Raw genomic sequence first — 22,452 nt, forward strand, 5'->3', positions numbered from 1 at the left:
CTGGTATACAAGGTGAAAGAAATCGTTTTTAATTCAAAGGTAGTAACATCATTACAGCATCTCAGGCTAACAAGACCTGATAAAGTTTACGACGCTTACTTCGCAGTAACTAAGGCGACCTTACAGGACTTGGAGCCTTTGAGTGACTTGTATCTAGAGGAATCAGAACGAGCTTATGCGCAATCCTTAAAATTTGACCGGAGGCGAGCAAGCTACTCATTAGGCCGTTATTGCGGGAAGATAGCATTAGGCGCTTATTTGGATGAGAGTGATTTACAGAAAATATCAATTAAAGCAGGTGTTTTTGGGCAGCCAGTTGTTGATTATCTCAGACCTCACGATGCACAGGTAAGTATTGCCCATACGGAATCTTTGGGGGCCGCACTAGCTTTTTCTGAAGAACATCCAATGGGTCTAGATGTTGAGGTAATTGATTCATCTAGGGATGAAACGATTGCTAAGACTTTTACCGAGCATGAAAGCGTACTGCACAGTAAGCTGGGAATAGATCAGTCTAGTGCGTATGTACTCATTTGGACCATCAAAGAGGCTGTAGCAAAGGTATTGCGCACAGGTATTACGACTCCGTTGAAGATTTTTGAGGTGAAGGAGTTAGCTCGAGAGGGCAAATTTTGGATCAGTTCATTAAAAAATTTTCCTCAATATAAGATTTATTCGTATATTGAGGAGGGTAGGGCCTGTTCTATCGCCTCACCTTATAAGAGCATCATTGACTGGAGAGCGGTCTAAAGGCTATCGCTAAAAGTACTTTATGGCTCAAAGAAAAGCTTTGAAGTTTTTCTTTGTTTCTTTCGCAAGTAAACTTTTAGAGGTGGCCATAATTTGTTTTTTTGCTTGGATAGAATATACATGAAATATCGCGCATTCTTGCTTTTTGGTGCACCAGGTTCAGGGAAAGGCACTCAGGGTAAAATATTAGGAACCATTCCGGGTTTCTTCCATATGGCGTGCGGTGATGTATTTCGCTCTATGAATTTGTCTTCTGAAGTAGGCAGGGCCTTTCTGGAGTATTCAAGCAAGGGACAGTTAGTGCCAGACGATGTAACAATTCTATTGTGGTCAGAGTACTTGGAAAAAATGATTGCCTTGGGGCGTTTTAAGCCAGAGATAGATCATTTGGTGTTGGATGGGATACCGAGGAATGTTCATCAGTCGGAGATGCTTGAGGATAGTTTGGAAGTGAAAAAGGTGTTTCATCTCTCTTGCCCTGACAGAGCCAAATTAGTCGAGCGGTTACAACGTAGAGCTCTAAAGGAAAACCGTATCGATGATGCGAATAAGGAATTAATTGAAGAGAGACTAAAAATTTATGAAGATGAGACTAAGCCTGTCTTAGAATTTTATGGCAATGATTTAATTGTTGATATTGATGCTTCCTATTTTCCATATGAGGTATTGAGGGATATTTTGCAGTTTGTTGAAACAAATTGATGAAGGTTCTTTTTGTAGGCACGGGTGAGATAGGTGTGCCAAGTTTAGCTGCATTATTAGAAGAAAAACGGATTGAGGTTGTAGGGGTAGTCACTCAACCCAATAGGCCAGTAGGTAGAAAGCAGCAGCTTGCAGCTCCGCCGGTCAAAACGTTTGTAGAAAAGCATGGGATACTTCTCTATCAGCCTGAGCGTATCAATCATCCAGATGTTTTGGAGGGGCTAGCAGCATTAAAGCCTGATTTAGCAGTTGTTTGTGCATATGGTCAGATACTAAAGCCCGGTATTCTAGAGTTGCCTCGTTTGGGCTGTTTAAATATTCATGCCTCCTTGTTGCCAAAGTACCGTGGAGCTGCATGTATCCAAGCGGCCATACGTGATGGAGAGCAAAAAACGGGAGTCACCATTATGTGGATGGATGAGGGCTTGGACACGGGAGATATTTTAATGAAAAGAGAAGTAGAGATTAGGCAAGGTGAGACCGCAGGTATGCTCCATGATAGAATCGCAGAACTCGCACCTGACGTTTTGTTGGAAGCATTACAAATGGTTGAGCAAGGAACGGCTCCTCGAGTCAAGCAAGATGAAACAATGGCTAGTTATGTGGGACGACTAAAAAAGGAGGATGGTGTTGTGGACTGGAGCCAATCTGCTGTGGCAATTGATTGCCACATTCGTGCGATGACACCCTGGCCTTCTGCCTATACTTGGATTACTCTGGGTGAACCTAGTTCTCGAAAAATACTTAAGCTGCATAAGGTCAAACCCGCAGAGCGCTCTGGAGACCAAGGAAAGGTGATAGAGGTGGCTAAAGACTTTGTGTCTATTGGGACGGGTGAAGGGTCCCTAGAGGTTTATGAAATGCAGTTAGAAGGTAAAAGGCGTCTTCCCTGTCAGGAGTTTTTAAAGGGCCATCATCTAAGAGAAGGTCAATATTTAGGGTAGTGTTTAGGACTTTTTATAATTCCGTAGATTCTATTGCTTGTTCTAGAACAGATTGAAGTATTTCAGGACTCAGATCTGTCTTAGAGAGATGAAAAGTGCTTGCTTCAATAGGTATTCCCCTGAGCATAATATTTTGATGCAAGGAGCTCATCACAATAATAGGGACCGAGTGAGATCTCTTTTCAAGAAATTTGGGAACGGTTTGGTCGACCGAACTATCGGGTAGGTTCATATCCAGGAAAACGAGATCAAATTGCTTTTCCTTAAACGCTTTGAGGCCTTCAGCAAGGTTTAAGGTTTTGGTTATTTGAGCATGAAAGTCAGGAATTTTGTTGAGGTTATACTCAAGTATTTCCTGGTGGTCTGGGTTGTCATCAATGATTAAGACTTGGAGGTTTGATAGGCTGCTCATTTATTATTCTCCTTTTCTTGCAATTCAAGGTATTCAGACTGGCTTAGAGATTGATGCCAAAGGGACCAGTATCTTATAAGGTCCGTCAGCATGGTAGAAAGATCCTCGAAATCCATGGGCTTGGTAAGAAAGCTATTAGCGCTCAGCTTGAATGCTTTGATACGGTCTTGTTTAGCATCGGATGTAGTAAGAATAATCACGGGTATATGGAATAGGCTCTCAGACGATTTGATTTTTTCAAGAACTTCTAAGCCGCTAAGTTTGGGCATATTGAGATCCAGAATAACCAGCTTAGGGAGTGGATTATTCCTATTCTTGAGATATTGTAAGATTTCCGCACCATCATGAACGAAGTGCGGATTTGTTTTAGTCTCAATTGATTTTAATTTGTAGAGAAGAAGTTCTGCGTGGTCTTCATCATCTTCTGCTATAAGAATATGAAAAGGTTCATGAGATTGTTTCATGCTTTAATTTCGTTGAATTTTCACGTCGGTTTGTTGATTTGGAAAGGCTAACCAGAAAGTAGAACCGATCCCTTCTTTAGATTCTACCCATACTCTTCCTTTATGAGTTTCCATGACTTTTGAGACAATTGCTAAACCGATGCCGGTTCCCTCAGTTTTCGATTCCAGCCTTTTAAAAAGTCCAAATACCTTTTTATGATATTCTTCGGGTATTCCAGGGCCATTGTCTGCAATGGAAAATACGGTTTCATAGCTATCTTGTGAGGCTCTTATTTTAATTTGTGGGGAATTTGTGTTGCTGCAGTACTTAATGGCGTTATTGAGGATGTTGTCAAAAGCTTGGGTTGTTGAAGACCGGTTGGCTTGGAGGTGTGGTAAGTTGCTGGAGATGTCAACATGAAAGCCCAATTCAGTAAATTTATCAGATAGATGATTGTATATATCACCGATTAGTTCATTCATGTCTAAATCTTCGTATTCTTGGTTCATGCGTCCAACCTGACTCAAGTCCAAAATATCTGAGATTAATTGGTTCATGCGGTGGTTGTTACTCTCGAGCCGGTCAATTTTTTTCAGGGCTAAATCAAAATTACCTTGCTTTGCAAGATCGCGTATCATACCGATGAATCCCATGCACGAAACAATGGGTGTTTTTAGATCATGGGAAACGGTATAGACGAACATTTTCATTTCTTCGTTGGCTTGTTCAAGTGCAGTGGTCTTGTCGTCTAAGTCAGAGGAAAGCTTTTGGAATTGTTTCAGTAGTTTTTCTGTTTCTTGATTTTTTTCTTTGAAGATATCGGCTGCTTTTGCCATTTGACCAATTTCATCATCTCTATCTAAACCGGTGATATTTGCCTCCTTATCTCCATTGATGAGTCGTGTGAAGGTCTCAGTAATTTGTTTTAATGGGGAGATAATACTTTTCGCCACGAGAAATGAGAAAATAATACTGAGTGTTATGGTTGTGACGAAAAGGGCTAGGTTTGCGAAAATACTGAAAGATATTATGGCGGAATTATCCCCGCGAATTTTACTTAACTTTTCAACAGCTTGTTCCTGTAGTTGTTTAGAGTTATAGGTGAATTCTGAGGCTTCGCCGGCCATCACGACATTTACTAAATAGAGGTACGCTCGTGTAGCTTGGACTGCCCGAATCAAAGAAGCTTCATATTCATTTAAGGACTTAATGGCTTCATCAATCATTTTTTGATTATCGAGAGAGGCTGGGATACTGCTGAGTTCTTCTTTAGCTAATTTGATTTCAGACTTTGCAGCTCTAAATGAGCTAGAGTCAGCGTTATTAAAAAACTGTTTAGTATAGCTCTTGGCCAAAAGAAAGTGGTTGAGAGCATTGACAAGGCTAGAACTAGAACTTTTGTTATTTGAGGAAATTAAATTTTTATTAAGAGTATTGAAAATGACCGTTGTCCTGGAGCTTAAATTCGGAAGCGTTTCATTTATTAAAGTGGTTTGAAGCGTTCGTTCTAAGGTTATTTCATTAAAATTTGAAATATAAGAGTCAAGATGCTTAAGCATTCTCTCTAGATAATTCAAGGTCTCAGGATCTAGGGATTGAGTTTTTAGGTCTTCGAGTTGAGTTTGGATCTGCATTTTATATTCGAGAGCTCTTTCCTTTTTGACACTTTGACCCGTGTATATGTAAAGCAAGACTAGTTGCTGAACCTCAAGAACTTGACGATTAATTTCAATGATTGCTGCGGAATTTTCTGAAATATTTTGAACTCTGTGAACACTTTGGTCTAGGTAGCTAAGTTTGAAGGAGGTAATGATTCCAAGAATCACAAAGCAGCTGATGACTACGCCAAAACCAAGGATGAGTTGGTTACGGATACCGAGATTTTTTAAACCCAGATGATTTAATACAGACTCAAAGATCTGAGCAAGATCTCGCCCCCAAAAACCATCAGGTCTCCTGGGAGGATCACCTTGGGATACATCTTGGCCGGCTCTTTTCTCCTTGTAACTCAAGTTTTTAGACATCTGTTTTTAACTTCTATTGATCCTTCGGGTTAGAAATCTATATGGTCCTCATATCTAATAAGCCAGTTAACTGAGCAAGAATTCTCCCCAGCGCGTTAGGCTATATTCATAATTATCCATGACTGTATTCCATACCGCGATGTTGCTCATACGTCGTTCGTATGACCCTCCTGTTCGAGTTTGACCGGGTTTAACAGAAATTTTGCCATCGGTTCCTTGCAATGGTTTTGCGGCTGATTTGCCTAGGTACCAATAATTCCACTCATCATTATCTAGGAGTGGACGTGAACGCTCGGGGTTGGAAATATAATATCCTTGTCTGGCAACAAAGGCGCCAGGCCATCCAGAGAGCCACCAATTCATATAGTCATAAGCAGCGTCTTTCTGATAACCGCTCGTTTTTTGGGAAAGGCACATGACGCCATGCCACGCGCGGTAACCCTCTTTGGGGGCAGCATAGATGCAGGGAATTCCTTTTCCGTTAAGGCTAGATACAGCCGGAGAAAACATGCTTTGTATAATAACCTCTCCGCTCGTCATAAGTTTTACAGAGTCGGGTACAGAGCTCCAAATCCCACGGAAATGACCTTGACGCTTTAGATCATTTAGAATGATAAAAAGTTGGTTGATCTCATCCTTGGTCATATTTCCTATGTTAGCAAAGTTCATCAATCCGGAAGATTGCGCGGCGAGTGCAGCATCAAATAGGCCTATTGTTGGGGCATTAACCAAAGCGACTTTTCCTTTATATCGAGGGTCAAAAAGCCAAGACCAGCTTTCTGTCTGATAGGGGATTCCTTCAGGAATGATCTGAGTATTATAGCCAAATGAATCAGCGTTATGAACATAAGGCAGGAAACTGATAAAGTCCGTTTGCTTGGATCCTAGACTTTGATCGTCTTGAACATAGAGCAATTTATAGGGTGCATCTCCCTTGCCTAGCTTTGCTTCAGGGGTAATACGGCCAGTTTTCGTGAGATCATTGATTTCACCCCAATATCTAAGGCGTTGGCGATCAATCGGTTGAATAGCATTTGCCTGCCAAAGAACATTAATGCTGTTAGACCATTGCTCATAGAGGTCAAATGATTCTGGGTGGGTAGAAGCTTTATGCAATACCTTGGCACTACCCCCTGCTTCAAATTCTATTTTGAAGCCGAGGTCTTTTTCAGCCTGCACGCGCAGTTGCTCTTGTAGTGTTACATGTGTTCCTAAAACTCGAAGTGTAATCGATGGTTTACTCCATACATAGGGAGCCTGACTTAAATACGCTGTAGAAACTGCTGCTTTACCGAACTTCTTGATAAAAGATCTACGTGTTGAGGCAGTTTTGGGCATAAATTTCGATTTTATCCATATAACTGATTCTGCATGAATATAGTAGAATCAGATAATGATATTAATCGACCCGGGCAGCATAAACTTTATACGCAGATGTGATCTGGTGGAAGTAGAAGAAGATCCATAAGAGCTTGAGTGATAAGGAGATGAGAGTCGAGAAGATGTATTCAAAGGTGATGCTGCAAGAAGACTCTATGTTTCTTGAAGCCAAAATTGTACACGAATCATTATGGGGTCATGATATCATCCGAGTTAAACAGGGGCAGGAAGAAATGGATTCCTTTCATCAGAAAATGACTCAAATAGATCCTCAAAACCTTGATCTAGGGGCTCAAATTACCGAAGGAAAAGCCTTATTTATTTAGCTAGACAATAAAGGTGATTTTCTGCCCGATAATAAATTCGATTGCCGACAATTGAAGGAGTGGCCCGAGTAAGTCCTGGAATTTTATTGGAATGGAGCTCTACGTACTCTTTTGAATCGGTCTTGGCAACCCTCGTTGTGCCATCCTCAGTTATAATGAAGAGCCGGTCATTGGCCACAAATAGTGAGGAAGAGATAGATTTTTTTGTGCTTGTTGACCAAATCTCTTGGCCACTCTGCCCATCGAGGCAAAAGACCCGTCCATTATTGGTTGCTGCAAAAAGCCGACCGTTGTAAGCGACGATAGATGGAATATAAGTAGCAACTTTAGAGGACCAGAGTAGCTTTTTGGTCTTAATATCGAAAGCATAAGTTCCTTTCTCAGGAAACCCACCGGAGGTATAGATAATATCTCCGTCCATGACTACTGAACCTACAGTGACCGCTGAACCTCCTGGAATGGACCAATTCTGCTTCCCTGTCATCGGATCGTATGAGATCAGCTTGTTGTGGCCAGAGAAAATCAATTGGGGTTGTTTATCTATCTCAAAGACTCTTGGGGTATGCCAGCTATTGCGTTTTTTCAGAGGGCGGCTGATGGTCCATTTTTTGGTTCCGCTTAGATCATAGCCATAGACAGCTATAGTGGGTTCATTTTCTACTGGAAGAACCAGCATATCATTATAATAGAGAGGTGATGCACCACTGCCAAATTGAGACTTGAAATCGGACAGCTTAATATTCCAGATCTCCTTGCCATCGAAATCATGAGCAGATGCGTAGATCGCATCATTAATCCCAAATAGGCTGATGATCTTTTTGCCATCTGTAACCGGCGTAGATGAGGCGTCAGCATTCATTTTGTGATTTGATGAGAAGAATCTGCCTCTATGAACCTGCTTTTTCCAAAGCATTTCGCCGCTAGCAGAATCAAAGCATAAAAGGGATTGGGTTCCAGTTTTAGGTTCGGAAGTCGTCAGGATTACTTTATTATTAGAAATGATGGGGGAAGAGTAGCCGACTCCAGGGACAGGAGTTTTCCAGAGGACATTCTCCGAATCAGACCAAGTCATAGGCATACTTTGGCTATCGGAGTTAGCAATCACGCCATTGCCTGAAGCACTGCCCCGCCATTGATTCCATTGTGCTAGCAGCGAGTTTGTGAGCATGTAACTGGAGCAAACTATGAATAGGAGTATACGTAACATAATTCAAAGATACGTAAATTCGCATAAAGCACAATCCTTCAATAAGGACTTGTTTAGTGTTCTGTGGTCTGCTGATTTAGCTCTCTAACAGAACTCAAGGAATGGCTTAAGCCCCTACCCATCTCGTTGAACCCCTATGGTATAATCAACCTGATAGTAGTGGCCGATTCTTTCACTTCGACTATCTAGTGAGCTGACAGGTGATGGATACAGGGCATGCATACTTTTGGTAGAACATGCTCAAACTCCAGGGATTGGCTAGATCCTTATGTAATGTGAGCAGACCCAACTACATAGGAATGTGAAAATGTGGGTATATTTGAGGTCATTTCCCTGATGAATTAGCTGACTGTTGCAAATAATGCAGAGAGATTAAATAGGAACAGTCTAAAGTTTAAAATCGAGCATATAGGAATTATTACGTGTATGTAGACTTTAGTGAATGAACACGGGAGAGAAAGTTAAAAACTTTGCAAATTTCCGATAGCTAATTGATTTCACTAACTTGGCCGTCAATTGATGACTCAATTGTTGGGCAAAGTGAACTAAATCTTTTTTGGTCTTATGTAATTTTAGCAATCCGTTTTCATTTTTTGTCTCTTCATTTTTTTGATCTTTATTGTCATACACATCAGTTGCTCGCCCAGCAGGGCTTACGACTTATAAGCTCTTCTCTAAACAAAGCATCTTATGATGTAACGCATTGTTTCTTAAGATGTTATAGGAAGAGAGTTCTTTAGAATTATCCAGAATGTAAGCGAAAAAGTATATACCTAGGCAAAAGAAAACGCTCATGAAAAGCGATTTAGTGCATATGCCATCAATTATTCTCATCAAAAAAATAAATAAAATTAATCTGTGGCACGCATAGTGCTTTTGAACGCTCGACATGAAGTTGAGCTTTTGGAGAAATGCGTGATCTAGTCGAGATTTCGGAAGAATGAAAGCTTAAAAGAAAGGATGATAATGAATAGAAATACCTTAAAGAAATACAAAATAACTACAAAGCGTATGACCTTTGTGGTGTGTGCGGCTCTAGGTTTAGGGCTGGCAAATCTTCAGGCAGCAAACCCGATGCTTGATAAGTACCCGACAGATAAGGTCAATACAACAGGACTGGCGGTGACCGATGACACGGTTACGGTAGGCCAACTGCATTCGATTACAGGAACAATGGCTATCAGTGAAACGGGATCCGTAGAAGCTGAGCGTTTGGCCATCGAACAAATCAATGCAGCAGGAGGAATCCTCGGTCGTCAAATCAAGATTATCCAAGAAGATGGTGCGAGTGATTGGCCAACATTTGCTGAGAAGTCAAAAAAGCTGATCATCAAAGATAAAGTGGCTTGTGTATTCGGATGTTGGACATCTGCTTCAAGAAAAGCTGTTCTTCCTATCTTTGAAAAAGAAAATAATATGCTTTATTACCCTACATTTTATGAGGGTTTGGAAGATTCAAAGAATGTTATTTACACGGGTCAGGAAGCGACTCAGCAGATTCTATATGGCTTAGACTGGGCTTATGATACACTCAATTCCAGAACCTTCTACCTCATAGGTTCCGATTATATCTGGCCTAGAACATCTATGAAAATTGCTCGTAAGCATGTGGAGAACTTCCTAACCAAGAAAGATCCTAAGTGTAAGGTAGTGGGTGAGGAATATTATCCACTAGGTCACACAAACTTCCGTTCTTTGATTAATAAGGTCAAACTCAAGAAACCTGATCTTATGTTCACTGCGGTTGTCGGTGGTAGTAACGTAGCTTGGTACAAGCAACTTAAATCTGCTGGCGTGACTTCAGACAAGTACAACCTACTAACAATCTCAACCACAGAAGACGAGGTATTGGGGATTGGGGGTGAGAATTGTGAAGGTTTCTATTCCAGCATGAAATATTTCCAATCTCTTGACAACCCTGCCAACAAAGCTTTTGTAGCGGCTTTTAAAAAGAAATGGGGAGAAGACAGTGTAATTGGGGATGTAACTCAAGCTGCTTACCTTGGCCCTTGGTTATGGAAATTTACTGTAGAAAAATGTGGAAGCTTTGACATCGATAAGATTGCTGAAGCCTCTGGTGGTGTAGAATTTAAAGATGCTCCTGAGGGTTATGTGCGCATACATGACACCAACCACCACTTATGGAGCTATTCCAAGATCGGAAAGTTCCTGAAAAACGGACAGTTTGAAGTAGTCTCAACATCACCTGATCTCATTGAGCCATATCCTTATCCAGAAGGTTATCAGTAAGATAAGATTGATTTCTTTATATATACTCTACGCGTAAAGCGAAGTGGTAAATCCTAGTAATGAAGTGAAGTGGTTAGCGGTGGGGAATGGTAAGCGACATTCCCCACTTGCTTACCAAAATTGGGAAGAAAAAAAGTTTAGATTTAGGAAGTATCAAAGATGATAGGTGACTATACATATCAAGAGATTTTTTCAGTAATAACGATGCAGTCCTTTGCGGGAGTTAGTCTTTTGTGCATCTACGTTCTCATGGGGCTTGGCCTATATATTGTATTTGGCCAAATGGGGGTAATTAATATGGCGCATGCCGAGTTCCTGGTAATGGGATCATATACCATGTGTTTGGTCTCGAGAATGGTGACAGACGCTGTGCCAGGACTACTCGATTTTTATTTTCTTCTAGCTATACCATTAGCTTTTGCCATTCCTTTTGGCGTGGGTTATCTGGTGGAAATGTCATTGATCAGCCGGTTGTACAAACGGCCGCTTGATACTTTATTGGCAACCTGGGGTCTTAGCTTAGTTTTACAACAGTGTTTTAGAACCTTCATTGGCGCGAGAGAAATGAGCGCGACACTTCCTGAATGGATGATGGGATCTTGGTCACCAGCTGATGGGATTGATATCCCTTTAAGTGGATTAATCTTGATGGTTTTGACCATCTTGTTGACTGCAGGGCTGGTTATTTTTCAGCGCAAAACGAGTTGGGGATTAAAGATGAGAGCGACTACGCAAAATCGCGAAATGAGCGGAGCTCTAGGTATTAATACGAAAATGACAGACCGACTCACGTTTGCCATAGCTTGTGGTATTTCTGGAGTAGCGGGGGCTTTCTTTACCACCATTGCTTCGACTTCACCAACCGCTGGAACTAACTATATAGTTGATGCATTCCTAGTATTAGTTGTGGGTGGATTAGGAAGCTTATTTGGCCTTTTCATTTCCGGAGGCTTCTTAGCATTACTCTCATCTATATTAGAGTTTTTCATGACGGGTTCATTGGCAAAAGTATGGCTTTATCTGATTATCTTTGCCGTATTGATGAAGTTCACCAAAGGTCTTTTCTCGGAGAAAATCCGGACCTAGTCATTAAAGTTTAAATAATTTTAAAGAGAGATAAAAACAATGAAATCAAAAGTAGATAACAGCAGCCCATTTGTATATTTCTATGAAAAAATTATAGGGGGCAGGAGTGGTTTGGTATGCTTGATTACGCTATCTTTATTACTGTTCATAGTCTTACCTCTGTCGTTGAATACATTTAGGCTAAACTTGACAGGAAAGTATTTAAGCTATGCATTTGTGGCAATGGGCCTCGTGATGTGCTGGGGTTATGGAGGTGTTCTGAGTCTAGGGCAGGGACTGTTCTTCGGTATAGGAGGCTATTGTATGGCTATGTTTTTGAAGCTTGAGGCCTCGGATCCTGAAAGCACAAAAATACAAACAACGCCTGGTATTCCCGATTTTATGGATTGGAATCAGGTTACGGAGTTGCCGTGGTTTTGGTACCCATTTAAAAGCCTTCCCCTTACCCTGATATTAATCTTATGTTTGCCGACCATTGTGGCTTTCTGCATGAGTTTTTTTTATTTCAAAGGTCGAGTTGGGCCTGTGGTCTTTGCGATCTTAACCCAATCCATGGTCGCTTGTGTATGGTACCTTATAGTTGGTAACCAGGGCTACTTCGGTGGCATTAACGGTATGACGGACCTAAAGACCTTAAACGGATGGGACATACGAACGGAATCTGCTCAAGTAATTCTATATTTTGTATGTGTCGCGCTGCTCTTTTTATGTCTTTTCTTCTGCCGTTATATTTTAGCATCGCGTTATGGTCGAGTTTTGGTTGCTCAGAGAGACAGAGAGCAACGTGTTCAGTTTTCAGGTTATAATATTTCGAATTTCAAGATTTTCATTTTTTGCGCGGCAGCATTTGTGTCAGGTATTGGAGGCGCGATGTTTACTCTCCAGGTCGGCTTTATGTCACCTAACTTAATTGGAGTTGTTCCCTCTATTGATATGGTGATCTTCACAGCTGTTGGAGGAAGACTTAGTCTCTATGGAGCAGCTTATGGAGCCTTGCTCATTAGTTTTGCGAAAACTGCGCTATCTGAAGCCAATGCGGATTTATGGATATTTTTCTACGGGTCTTTATTCATCATCATTGTGATGCTTTTACCCAAAGGACTTGCGGGGCTCTACACAGATCATATCAAACCTAGGTTTTTGGCTTGGTATTATGCAAAGAAAGGTAAGCCAGCAAGTGGTAAGGAAGAGGGTTCTTCCATGCCAATAGAAAGTAGTCCCAAACTTGAGGAGGCAGAAAAATGATTCAGACAATTGGTAGTAATACAGATTTCATCCTCGGTATAGAGGACCTCACGGTTTCCTTTGATGGATTTAAGGCAGTCGATTCACTCACTCTTTATGTAGATAATGGAGAACTTCGAGTAATCATTGGTCCTAATGGCGCAGGTAAGACAACTGTTCTCGATCTGATATCTGGGAAGACCAGGGCAACCGAAGGAAGCATCAAATTTAAAAATACGGAACTTATCGGGCGCAAGGAACATGAAATAGTTAACTTAGGGATTGGCCGAAAATTTCAAACACCATCAGTTTATGATAGCTTGACGGTATTCGAAAATTTAGAAATTTCCTACCCACAAGGTAAGACCGTCTTCGAGTCACTTAGATTTACTCGTTCTGATGAAGTAGTCGAGCGAATCATGGAGGTGATCAAGGATATTTATCTTCTAGATCATATCGATACGAGGGCGGATCTATTAAGTCATGGCCAAAAACAGTGGTTAGAGATTGGGATGCTGCTGGTTCAAAATCCAGAACTTATCATGCTGGACGAGCCGGTTGCGGGAATGAGTGTCAAGGAACGTGAGGCAACTGCGGAACTGCTCAAGAGGATCGCTAAAAATAGAGCTATCATCATTATCGAGCATGATATGGATTTTGTGGAGTCAATTGCTAACCGAGTGACAGTTTTGCATTTAGGCAAAATTTTAGCCGAGGGAACCATGGAGGATATTAAGAACGATCCTAAAGTGAAGGAAGTCTACCTAGGAGATTAGTATATGTTTAATATAAAAGATTTAAAAGTTTCTTATGGCCAAAGTAATGTGATCCCCAGTCTATCTTTTGACTTAAAGCAAAATGATATCCTAGGGATCATGGGGAGGAATGGGATGGGTAAAACCACTCTCCTTAAATCACTCATTGGGATACTGCCATCTGAAGAGGGCAGTATTACATTGGAAGAGGTTGATCTGGCGCCCATGCCAAGTTACAAAAGAGTGAGATCCGGCTTAGCCTATGTGCCCCAGGGAAGAATGATTTTTCCCTCGATGACGGTAACCGATAATATCAAGGCTGGATTACAGAAAACGGGTAAATCTCAAATCCCTGACTACGTTTATGATTTGTTTCCCATTTTAAAGGAAATGGGAGCGAGAAAAGGAGGGAACTTGTCTGGGGGACAGCAGCAGCAGCTAGCTATTGCGCGAGCCTTGGTTACAGAACCTAAAGTTCTTATACTAGATGAGCCTACAGAGGGGATCCAGCCTTCTATTATTAAGGACATTGCCAAAGTCCTCAAGAAGATTAGAGATATGAAAAATATCTCCATTATTGTAGCAGAGCAGGTTTTGTCTTTTACTATGGAGGCTTGCGATCGTTTTATTGTCATCGATGGAGGTGAGTTTACTTATGAAAGTGACAAAGAAAATGTGGACCCCGAACACATCAAAAGTCTTCTTGCTGTTTAGAGTGTTTCTTAGAATTTCGTAGAAACGAAAACAAAATGATAACCTAAAAGAAAGAGAAAATAATGCCTGAAACCCTAATTAAAATTGATGTGAGTGAAGTGCCAGAGAAGCAAGACGTGCTGCATAACAGGTGGCACCCGGATATACCCATGGTGGCGACAGTTAAACCTGGAGCTGAGTTTCGTGTAGAGTGTGTAGACTGGACAGGTGGACAGATTAAAAATGACGAGTCTGCTACAGACATAAAAGTTGTGGACCTGTCAAAGGTACACTATCTAAGTGGTCCTATCGGAGTCGAAGGCGCTGAGCCGGGAGATTTGATGGTTGTCGATATCCTTGATGTAGGTGCATTACCAACTTCAGAATGGGGATTTACAGGTATTTTTGACAGAGAGAATGGAGGCGGATTTTTGACTGATGCTTTTCCAGAGGCGAGGAAGGCATGTTGGGATTTCCACGGGGTGTATACTTCCTCTAGGCATATTCCTAAAGTTGAATTTGCAGGAATTATGCACCCTGGATTGATAGGGTGCTTGCCTTCAAAAGACCTACTCGATACATGGAATACAAGAGAGACAGAACTCTTCAATACGGAACCTGAAAGGGTCCCTCCTTTGTGTGCTTTGCCCTATGCTGAAACAGCACACATGGGGAGAATGAGTCCAGACGCAGCTAAAGCAGCTGCCGCAGAGGCAGCGCGGACTGTGCCGCCAAGAGAGCATGGAGGTAACTGTGATATCAAAAACTTAACACGTGGATCAAAAGTTTATTTCCCTGTCTATGTCAAAGGGGGAGGATTGTCCATGGGTGATATTCATTTCTCGCAAGGAGATGGTGAGATCACCTTCTGTGGTGCTATCGAAATGGCTGGATACCTTGATATACGAGTCAATTTGATAAAGGATGGTGTGGCAAAATATGGTGTCAAAAATCCGATTTTCGAATCCAGTCCTATGGAGCCCACTTATGATAATTATTTGATTTTCGAAGGCATCTCCGTGGACGAGGCAGGAAAGCAGTATTATTTGGATCCCCATGTTTCATACCGTATGGCTTGTTTAAATGCTATTGAGTATCTCAAGAAATTTGGATACACGGGTGCTCAAGGCTATGCCATTCTTGGGACTGCCCCAGTTGAAGGCCGTATCAGTGGTATTGTTGATATACCAAACGCATGTACCACCTTGGCCATACCTTCTGGAATATTTGATTTTGATGTCAAGCCTGGCGCAGCAGGTCCTAGTCCGATTATAAATGAAACGGATTTAGCGGTAGTTAGTTAAGAATCCAAATGCTGAGAACTAGTTATGCCGCTGTATCAATATTATTGTGAAGAACACGGTCCATTTGAAGCTTTCGCTTCGATGCAAGATCGCCATAAGGCTATGCGCTGCCCGGACTGCTTGATTGAATCAAACAGAATGATTACCGTGCCGCGGTTAAGTGGGTTGGGCTCCTTGCGTATGCAAGCAGAGGCTCGTAATGAGAAAAGCAGGCATGAACCACATGTTTGTAAGACATCTACCTGTTGCGGTAGAGGTCATAGCCATAAGAAAGAGCGTAAAAAAGGGCTTCAGAGTTATACAGGCAGCAGGCCCTGGGTGATCGAACACAAATAGTGTGTTTGTAATAAACGGTGCTTAGAATTCACTGCTGCATTATATGGTCTTGAGCAGTATATGGCTCAAGACCATATTCTGGCTCTGATTATATAAAGGAAGTTGGACGAAATGCCTTAAAGCTTGAGCTAGAAGGAAGAGTGGGTTCAGGAATATCTGTCCAAACTCTATATTTCTATCAGGCTCAGATTTTCTTGAGGATAGTATCTTTAAATCGAAAGAGTATCATCTGGCTTAATTAATTTAATAAAGAGTGAAATAATGGTTATAGAAAGGTTGTATTGGTTAAGAAAGTATGTATCCTTTTGCCCAGTCAGTGTGATTTTGTTGCTCATTCATGTCGTATAAATAGCACCATACCATGCGAGTAACAAAGTAATCATCTGAAGAATATGGAATATTGCAAAATACTCATAGAAATAATGAATGTTATTCATTCAGGCATGAAAAGTGCTGAACTATAATCGATTAAGTTTATTCGGTGGAATAAAAAACAATAAACAAAGGAGTAAAAGAATAATGAAATGGTTAAAAAAGTTAGGGCTGCCAGTAGCGGCAGTCTTTATGTCTGTTCAAGTTTCCCAAGCGGGTATGAAAGACATGGAGGTAATCGAACCAACGGTTGAAGAAGAGGAAATTGGATCTGCAGTATCCGGTTATGTGTCACTTGATTTTAACACACACTTCATGTCATATGGACTTGACGTATGGGGTGCTGGTAGAGGATGGAGTGATGCACTATTCAATCCTAGTGCAGGGCTTGATGTCGATCTTGGCAAAGGGTTTACATTACATTTCGGTACCTGGTGGGATGTGAATGATAACACCCAGGATGGAACACTCAGTGACGACATCCAAGAGATTGATTTATGGGGAGGTATGACCTATACCTATGAAAAATGGTCTGCTACTTTGATGTATCAAGAATGGATCTATGCTAGTGATAGTGAAAGAATCCTTGATCTTACACTTGCCTACGATCATTGGTTAAATCCAAGTTTGACATTCCACGGGCGTGTAGATGGTAACGGTGCTCAAAATGAAGGTGTAGTATTTGTTCCTGCAATTGCTTATGACTTCGATCTTGGCCCATTTGGTGTAAGTGTTCCACTAGCAATTGGTTTATTAACTGAAGGTTACCACGTAGATAATGAAGGTGGATTTGGTTACATCCAGACTGGTGCGCAATTTAGCTACCCTTTAGATTTCATTCCAGTTGAGTTCGGAGAATTTGCATTCAACTTTGGTATGTATTATTACTACACAGATGGTGATAACATCAATAACCCAGACGATCATATCATAACGACTAATGCTGGTGTTTCTTGGTCCTTCTAATCAGGACTGGGTTGAGTTGAAATAAAAATTATATTTCTTCCTATGGTTGTAAGGCTGGGCGAGCTTGAGGCTTGTCCAGCTTTATGCTGATATAAAGCACTTACAGAATTTTAACCCTATCTATAATACAATTTGTAGGCATCATACAAATGCACCTCTCTCCTAGAGAAAAAGATAAGTTATTAGTTGTCCTTGCCGCAGATTTAGCAAAGCGCAGGCAACAAAGAGGGCTCAAACTAAATTATCCTGAAGCGGTAGCTATACTAACCTATGAAATTTATGAGGGAGCTCGCGACGGCAGATCGGTAGCTGAGCTTATGAGTTATGGCACTACTATACTTAAGAGAGAAGATGTCATGGAAGGTGTTCCTGAAATGATTCAAGAAGTTCAGGCTGAAGCAACCTTTCCTGATGGGACAAAACTAGTAACCGTTCATAACCCCATCCGCTGATTTATGGTTCCCGGAGAGTTAATTGTTGCAAGTGATGCGGAAGCCTTAAAGGCTAACCTGGGTTTGGAATTAATTACACTTGTTGTATCCAATCAAGGAGATCGACCAGTTCAAGTAGGTAGTCATTTTCATTTTTTTGAAGTCAATGAGTCATTAGATTTCGATCGAAATTTGGCATTAGGTTTTCGCTTGAATATTCCTGCTGGATCCGCGATCCGTTTTGAGCCTGGTGATCTACGTGAAGTCGAATTGGTGGCCATGGCAGGTACACGAGAGGTTTATGGTCTCAACAACAAGGTGAATGGTTCTCTGCCAAATAGGTCATCAAATTAATTAGTTTTTATTAGAGAGTAATAGGTGCGATGTCCTTAGAGTTATCTAGAAAGCAATATGCTGAAATGTTTGGTCCCACAGTGGGGGACCGCATTCGCTTAGGTGACACCGATCTTTTTATAGAAGTAGAAAGAGACTATATTGCCAGTCGAGCGGGCTATGGAAATGAGGTCAAGTTTGGGGGGGGGAAAGTAATCCGCGACGGGATGGGTCAATCTCCAGTTGCACTTGACGTTGAAGCACTAGATCTCGTCATTACCAACGCTTTGATACTCGATTCAGATGTAGGAGTGGTTAAGGCTGATATTGGTATCAAACACGGTAGAATTGTCGGTATAGGCCACGCAGGAAATCCAGGAATTCAGAGCGGCATAGGATCCGTTTTGAAAGACCCTAACACAGGCCAATTTCATCCTATGACTATTGGGGCGGCAACAGAAGTGATTGCCGGTGAAGGTATGATCGTTACAGCGGGTGGTGTTGATGCGCACATCCACTTTATATGTCCTCAACAGATTGATGAAGCACTATGCAGCGGGGTAACCACCATGCTAGGTGGTGGAACTGGGCCAGCGACTGGAACGAATGCTACCACCTGCACTCCTGGCATATGGAATATCCACCGCATGTATGAATCAGCGGATGCGTTTCCAGTAAATTTAGGTTTTTTAGGAAAAGGAAATTGCTCAACACAGGAGCCTTTGAAAGAGCAAGTGATTGAAGGCGGTGCCATTGGACTTAAATTGCACGAAGATTGGGGGACACACCCTGGTGCTATAGATAGCTGTTTACAGGTCGCAGATGAGCTAGATATCCAAGTGGCCATTCATACAGATACCTTGAATGAGTCAGGGTTTGTGGAAAACACACTTAATGCGATTGCAGGTAGGACTATTCATACCTACCATTCAGAAGGCGCAGGTGGTGGTCATGCTCCTGATATTATTAAAGTTTGTTCTGAATCTAATATCTTGCCATCTTCTACGAATCCAACACGTCCGTTTACAGTGAACACCATTGAGGAGCACTTGGACATGTTAATGGTTTGCCATCATCTTGATTCTAAGATTCCTGAGGATGTGGCCTTTGCAGAATCACGTATTCGACCTCAAACGATTGCAGCGGAAGACATTTTACATGATATGGGAGTGATCTCCATGATAGCGAGCGATAGTCAAGCTATGGGCCGCGTAGGAGAGGTTATTTCTCGCACATGGCAAACGGCTCACAAAATGAAGGCGCAATTTGGTAAACTGGATTCAAGCCAACATCCAGCAGCAGATAATTTCAGGGCGCTACGTTATATTTCTAAGTACACACTTAATCCTGCAATCACTCACGGCATGGGGCATGAAATAGGTTCTCTGGCAATAGGTAAACTGGCGGATATCGTTTTATGGAAACCTGCTTTTTTTGGGGCAAAGCCGGAGATGGTTTTGAAGGGTGGAATGATAGCTATGGCTAATATGGGAGATCCGAACGCTTCTATTCCTACCCCACAGCCTATGCACTATCGCCCGCAATTTGCTTCTTTTGGCAAGGCTGTGGGCTCTGCAAGTGTTAGTTTCATGAACCAACTGGCGCTTGAGAAGGGTATTGCTGAAAAACTAGGATTATCGAAATCTCTAGTCGCAATTAAGAATACTCGGAAGATCACTAAAGCTGATATGGTTTATAATACAGCACAACCTAAAATTGAGGTAGATCCCGAAACGTATACGGTGAAAGTGGATGGTGAAGTAATTACTTGTGAACCTGCTGCTGAAGTTCCTCTAGCCCAGAGGTATTTTCTATTCTAAAAGACTCACCGTAAAAGGATTTCCATGCCGTTAATAGAAAAGGTCTTAGAGGAGTTTGATGAGAGCCTTGAGATCATTCCTCTAAAAGTGGACCGCCATCTTCTACAGAAAAGACGCTGGAGAAAATCTGCGGAGGATGGTGAAGATTTTGCTTTTGCTCTTGATGCCCCGCTTAAGCAAGGTGATATTTTTTGGCAAGGCGACCAAGTGTTGTATAGAATCACCCAAGAGCATGAGTCGGTTCTTGAAGTGGAAATTCCTAGAGATCGAACTGAAGCAGTCAAGTTAGGTTGGTTGCTCGGTAATATGCACCAACCTATAGAAGTGAGGGAGGGGAAGGTTTACATGGTGAATGAATTGACTATCAGGCAAAAACTTCAAGGTGCTGAGATCAGGTATTTAGAAAAAAAGGATATTTTCTGCCCACCCGCTCACTCAGGGCATCATCATCACTGAAAGTTCTCATCTACTATGTTGAATGGAGTTGAAGATTTATCTAAGGATTATTTATCTAAGCTTTTACAGGTGTCTGATAGCGCTTATCCTACAGGCAGTTTTTCTCATTCTTATGGCTTAGAGGGAATGTTGCAGATAGGCGTGATTAAGAATGAATCTGATTTGCAACTATTTATTGAGCAGGAGATAGACCATAGTTTGAAGCATCTAGAGTTGCCTATTTTGCACCACGCTTACTTGTCATTGGACAAAGGTGATTTTGCTGAGCTCAGCTATTGGGATAAATTGTCTGGTGCAGCTAAGCAACCAACGGAATTTCGACTTGCTTCTACCCGAGTAGGGAAACAAAGATTTCGTTTGCTTAGAGATGTGATAGGAGCTGAGAGTATCGACTCCATCACATGGGAGAAAATAGATAGTGCCCTTCCATCTAAGCACCTCGCGGTGGTTAGCGCTATAGAAAGCTGGACATTAGAAATTCCATTAAAAGTAGCTATGATCAGTTATTCGGTCCAAAATTATGCATCGATCTTAACTGCTGCCCTGAAGCTTATGCGTTTAGGGCAAACTGCGATTCAGAGAATATTGCATCAACATTCGAAGAACGCCTCATATTTGGTAGATGAGGCTATGACCATTTTACCGGAGAAAATAGGCTCCTTTACTCCTTTGTTAGATATAGCGGCGTGTCAACACCAGCGCGCATTTTCGCGTATGTTTTTATCATAAGGGTTGGAAAGAAAATTTTATGAAAGAAAAGAAATCATTGATAAGAGTTGGTATTGGAGGTCCGGTAGGATGTGGTAAAACAACCATTGCCTTAAAACTGTGCCAAACTTTTCGAGATCAATGTGATATGGCAGTTATTACTAATGATATCTATACGCAAGAAGATGCTCAGATGCTACGTAGAGAAAGTGCTCTGAGTGAAGACAGGATCATGGGTGTAGAAACAGGAGGTTGTCCTCATACGGCTATTCGAGATGATATTGCAATGAATCTTGCCGCCATTGATGAGATGCAGCAACGCATTCCTGGTTTAGAGATGATCATCATAGAGAGTGGAGGAGATAATTTAACAGCAACTTTCTCGCCAGAACTGGTGGATATTTTTATCTATGTCATTGATGTATCAGGAGGAGAGGATATTCCTCGAAAAGGGGGTCCTGCTATTGCTCATAGTGATTTGTTAATCATTAATAAAATTGATCTGGCATCTCATGTAGGGGTTAGTTTAGAGAATATGGATCGTGATACTCATAAAGTGAGGGACGCGAAACCTTATTTACTTTGTGATATGCGTTCAAATAAAGGGGTTGATTCCTTAGTAGAGTGGGTAAAGCATGATGTTTTGTTTGCTGATGTAAATTGACTTAGTGTTTTTATTCATATCCGTATGAAGACTCAGAAGGACGTCATATCTTCGTTAGAGGGAAGGCTAGAACTTCGTTGTGAAGAGAAGGAAGGGAAGAGCTTTTTAGAACATCAGTATTTTTCAGTTCCTTACCATATCAGCAAGACTTACTGGAATGAGTCCGTATTATTGGTTCAAGTGACAAATCCAACTGCGGGGATTTTCGCTGGTGATCGCATGACCAGCAGTGTGATGGTCGGTGAATCTGCCTCCCTGCTGTTAACGTCTCCTAGTGCACAACGTGTTTATAGTATGCATAAGGGGGATGCTTCTCAGCACATAAAATATACTGTCAAAAAAGGTGGGTGGTTAGAGGTGTTTCCAGAGCTCTTTGTGCCACAAAAAAAATCACGTTATCGCCAAGAGTGTGAGGTTGAAATAGAAGCCGGTGGAGAAGTCTATTTTGCAGAGATCATTGCTCCTGGAAGGTTAACTCATGGGGAAAATATGCAATTTGAACAATTGGATTGGAATTTTAAGATTTCTTATGGGGGGGATTTACTCTCTTTGGAGCGTTGTTACTTAAATCCATTAGAAAATCCTTGGATGCTTAAAGTTCCCAACTGGGAGCAGACTTATTATTTTAGTATATGGGTGTTATCAGATAAGTTGTCTGAGATCAAAGAGCAGTTTTACCAAAAGTTAGACCAGCTAGGCGGCAAGGAACTTTATCTTGGATTCAGTTCTTATGATCACCGGGCAATCATGATCAAAGGAATGAGTTTGTGTATTCTTAGGCTGCGCAAAGTGATGCTCGAAATCCGCCAATTATTTTCAGGGTTATTGCATAACTTATCAGTAACAGTCAGAAAACTTTAATTTT

24 protein-coding genes are annotated in these 22,452 nt (G+C 41.5%); 19 read left to right on the forward strand and 5 right to left on the reverse strand.

The window, feature by feature from the left end:
* The first annotated feature begins 12 nt into the window (after positions 1–12).
* From AAGA18_03455 to fmt, 3 genes are all read left to right on the forward strand, one after another.
* Positions 13–750 carry a 4'-phosphopantetheinyl transferase superfamily protein gene (locus AAGA18_03455; protein ID MEM9444385.1) on the forward strand — a complete coding sequence of 246 codons (738 nt, stop codon included), beginning with the start codon at positions 13–15 and terminating at the stop codon, positions 748–750.
* Positions 751–870: 120 nt separating this feature from the next.
* Positions 871–1,452 carry a nucleoside monophosphate kinase gene (locus AAGA18_03460; GenBank protein MEM9444386.1) on the forward strand — a complete coding sequence of 194 codons (582 nt, stop codon included), beginning with the start codon at positions 871–873 and terminating at the stop codon, positions 1,450–1,452.
* Complete coding sequence (gene fmt / locus AAGA18_03465) at positions 1,452–2,396, forward strand: methionyl-tRNA formyltransferase (GenBank protein ID MEM9444387.1); 945 nt, start codon at positions 1,452–1,454, stop codon at positions 2,394–2,396. The genes AAGA18_03460 and fmt overlap by 1 nt, the downstream gene beginning before the upstream one ends.
* A gap of 13 nt (positions 2,397–2,409) precedes the next feature.
* Here fmt and AAGA18_03470 read toward each other — a convergent pair whose 3' ends face one another.
* The 4 genes from AAGA18_03470 to AAGA18_03485 all read right to left on the reverse strand — a co-directional run bounded on the left by AAGA18_03470 (position 2,410) and on the right by AAGA18_03485 (position 6,614).
* Positions 2,410–2,808 carry a response regulator gene (locus tag AAGA18_03470; protein MEM9444388.1) on the reverse strand — a complete coding sequence of 133 codons (399 nt, stop codon included), beginning with the start codon at positions 2,806–2,808 and terminating at the stop codon, positions 2,410–2,412.
* Positions 2,805–3,272, reverse strand: a complete 468-nt coding sequence (locus AAGA18_03475; protein MEM9444389.1) for a response regulator — start codon at positions 3,270–3,272, stop codon at positions 2,805–2,807. The genes AAGA18_03470 and AAGA18_03475 overlap by 4 nt, the downstream gene beginning before the upstream one ends.
* Positions 3,273–3,275: 3 nt before the next feature.
* Positions 3,276–5,276, reverse strand: coding sequence for an ATP-binding protein (locus AAGA18_03480; GenBank protein MEM9444390.1), 2,001 nt, complete (start codon positions 5,274–5,276; stop codon positions 3,276–3,278).
* A 66-nt stretch (positions 5,277–5,342) separates the two neighbouring features.
* Entirely contained in the window at positions 5,343–6,614 is a 1,272-nt protein-coding gene (locus AAGA18_03485) for an extracellular solute-binding protein (GenBank protein ID MEM9444391.1), read from the reverse strand.
* A gap of 149 nt (positions 6,615–6,763) precedes the next feature.
* Here AAGA18_03485 and AAGA18_03490 point away from each other — a divergent pair, with 149 nt between their 5' ends.
* Positions 6,764–6,982: a hypothetical protein gene (locus AAGA18_03490; protein MEM9444392.1), complete on the forward strand. Its 219-nt coding sequence runs from the start codon at positions 6,764–6,766 to the stop codon at positions 6,980–6,982.
* Here AAGA18_03490 and AAGA18_03495 read toward each other — a convergent pair.
* Positions 6,975–8,189, reverse strand: a complete 1,215-nt coding sequence (locus AAGA18_03495) for a PQQ-binding-like beta-propeller repeat protein (protein MEM9444393.1) — start codon at positions 8,187–8,189, stop codon at positions 6,975–6,977. The genes AAGA18_03490 and AAGA18_03495 overlap by 8 nt on opposite strands.
* Positions 8,190–9,200: 1,011 nt before the next feature.
* Here AAGA18_03495 and urtA point away from each other — a divergent pair.
* From urtA to AAGA18_03570, 15 genes are all read left to right on the forward strand, one after another.
* Entirely contained in the window at positions 9,201–10,439 is a 1,239-nt protein-coding gene (urtA, locus tag AAGA18_03500) for an urea ABC transporter substrate-binding protein (protein ID MEM9444394.1), read from the forward strand.
* A 162-nt stretch (positions 10,440–10,601) separates the two neighbouring features.
* The gene (urtB, locus tag AAGA18_03505) at positions 10,602–11,525 is read left to right on the forward strand and encodes an urea ABC transporter permease subunit UrtB (protein ID MEM9444395.1); all 924 of its coding nucleotides are present in this window, start codon (positions 10,602–10,604) and stop codon (positions 11,523–11,525) included.
* 39 nt (positions 11,526–11,564) lie between these two features.
* Positions 11,565–12,770, forward strand: coding sequence for an urea ABC transporter permease subunit UrtC (urtC, locus tag AAGA18_03510; protein ID MEM9444396.1), 1,206 nt, complete (start codon positions 11,565–11,567; stop codon positions 12,768–12,770).
* The gene (gene urtD, locus AAGA18_03515; GenBank protein ID MEM9444397.1) at positions 12,767–13,525 is read left to right on the forward strand and encodes an urea ABC transporter ATP-binding protein UrtD; all 759 of its coding nucleotides are present in this window, start codon (positions 12,767–12,769) and stop codon (positions 13,523–13,525) included. The genes urtC and urtD overlap by 4 nt, the downstream gene beginning before the upstream one ends.
* 3 nt (positions 13,526–13,528) lie before the next feature.
* Entirely contained in the window at positions 13,529–14,218 is a 690-nt protein-coding gene (gene urtE, locus AAGA18_03520; GenBank protein MEM9444398.1) for an urea ABC transporter ATP-binding subunit UrtE, read from the forward strand.
* Positions 14,219–14,280: 62 nt separating this feature from the next.
* Positions 14,281–15,501, forward strand: coding sequence for a formamidase (gene fmdA, locus AAGA18_03525; protein ID MEM9444399.1), 1,221 nt, complete (start codon positions 14,281–14,283; stop codon positions 15,499–15,501).
* A gap of 24 nt (positions 15,502–15,525) precedes the next feature.
* The gene (locus tag AAGA18_03530) at positions 15,526–15,837 is read left to right on the forward strand and encodes an FmdB family zinc ribbon protein (protein ID MEM9444400.1); all 312 of its coding nucleotides are present in this window, start codon (positions 15,526–15,528) and stop codon (positions 15,835–15,837) included.
* 519 nt (positions 15,838–16,356) lie between these two features.
* Entirely contained in the window at positions 16,357–17,175 is an 819-nt protein-coding gene (locus tag AAGA18_03535; GenBank protein MEM9444401.1) for a hypothetical protein, read from the forward strand.
* A 149-nt stretch (positions 17,176–17,324) separates the two neighbouring features.
* The gene (locus tag AAGA18_03540) at positions 17,325–17,627 is read left to right on the forward strand and encodes an urease subunit gamma (GenBank protein MEM9444402.1); all 303 of its coding nucleotides are present in this window, start codon (positions 17,325–17,327) and stop codon (positions 17,625–17,627) included.
* Between the two features lie 3 nt (positions 17,628–17,630).
* Positions 17,631–17,960, forward strand: coding sequence for an urease subunit beta (locus tag AAGA18_03545; GenBank protein ID MEM9444403.1), 330 nt, complete (start codon positions 17,631–17,633; stop codon positions 17,958–17,960).
* Between the two features lie 29 nt (positions 17,961–17,989).
* Entirely contained in the window at positions 17,990–19,759 is a 1,770-nt protein-coding gene (ureC, locus tag AAGA18_03550) for an urease subunit alpha (GenBank protein ID MEM9444404.1), read from the forward strand.
* Between the two features lie 24 nt (positions 19,760–19,783).
* The gene (locus AAGA18_03555) at positions 19,784–20,215 is read left to right on the forward strand and encodes a hypothetical protein (GenBank protein MEM9444405.1); all 432 of its coding nucleotides are present in this window, start codon (positions 19,784–19,786) and stop codon (positions 20,213–20,215) included.
* Between the two features lie 15 nt (positions 20,216–20,230).
* Positions 20,231–20,944, forward strand: coding sequence for an urease accessory UreF family protein (locus AAGA18_03560; protein ID MEM9444406.1), 714 nt, complete (start codon positions 20,231–20,233; stop codon positions 20,942–20,944).
* A 19-nt stretch (positions 20,945–20,963) separates the two neighbouring features.
* Entirely contained in the window at positions 20,964–21,587 is a 624-nt protein-coding gene (gene ureG, locus AAGA18_03565; protein ID MEM9444407.1) for an urease accessory protein UreG, read from the forward strand.
* Positions 21,588–21,611: 24 nt separating this feature from the next.
* The gene (locus AAGA18_03570) at positions 21,612–22,448 is read left to right on the forward strand and encodes an urease accessory protein UreD (protein ID MEM9444408.1); all 837 of its coding nucleotides are present in this window, start codon (positions 21,612–21,614) and stop codon (positions 22,446–22,448) included.
* Positions 22,449–22,452 lie beyond the last annotated feature (4 nt).

This window comes from Verrucomicrobiota bacterium (genome assembly GCA_039192515.1).
Taxonomy (GTDB): domain Bacteria; phylum Verrucomicrobiota; class Verrucomicrobiia; order Methylacidiphilales; family JBCCWR01; genus JBCCWR01.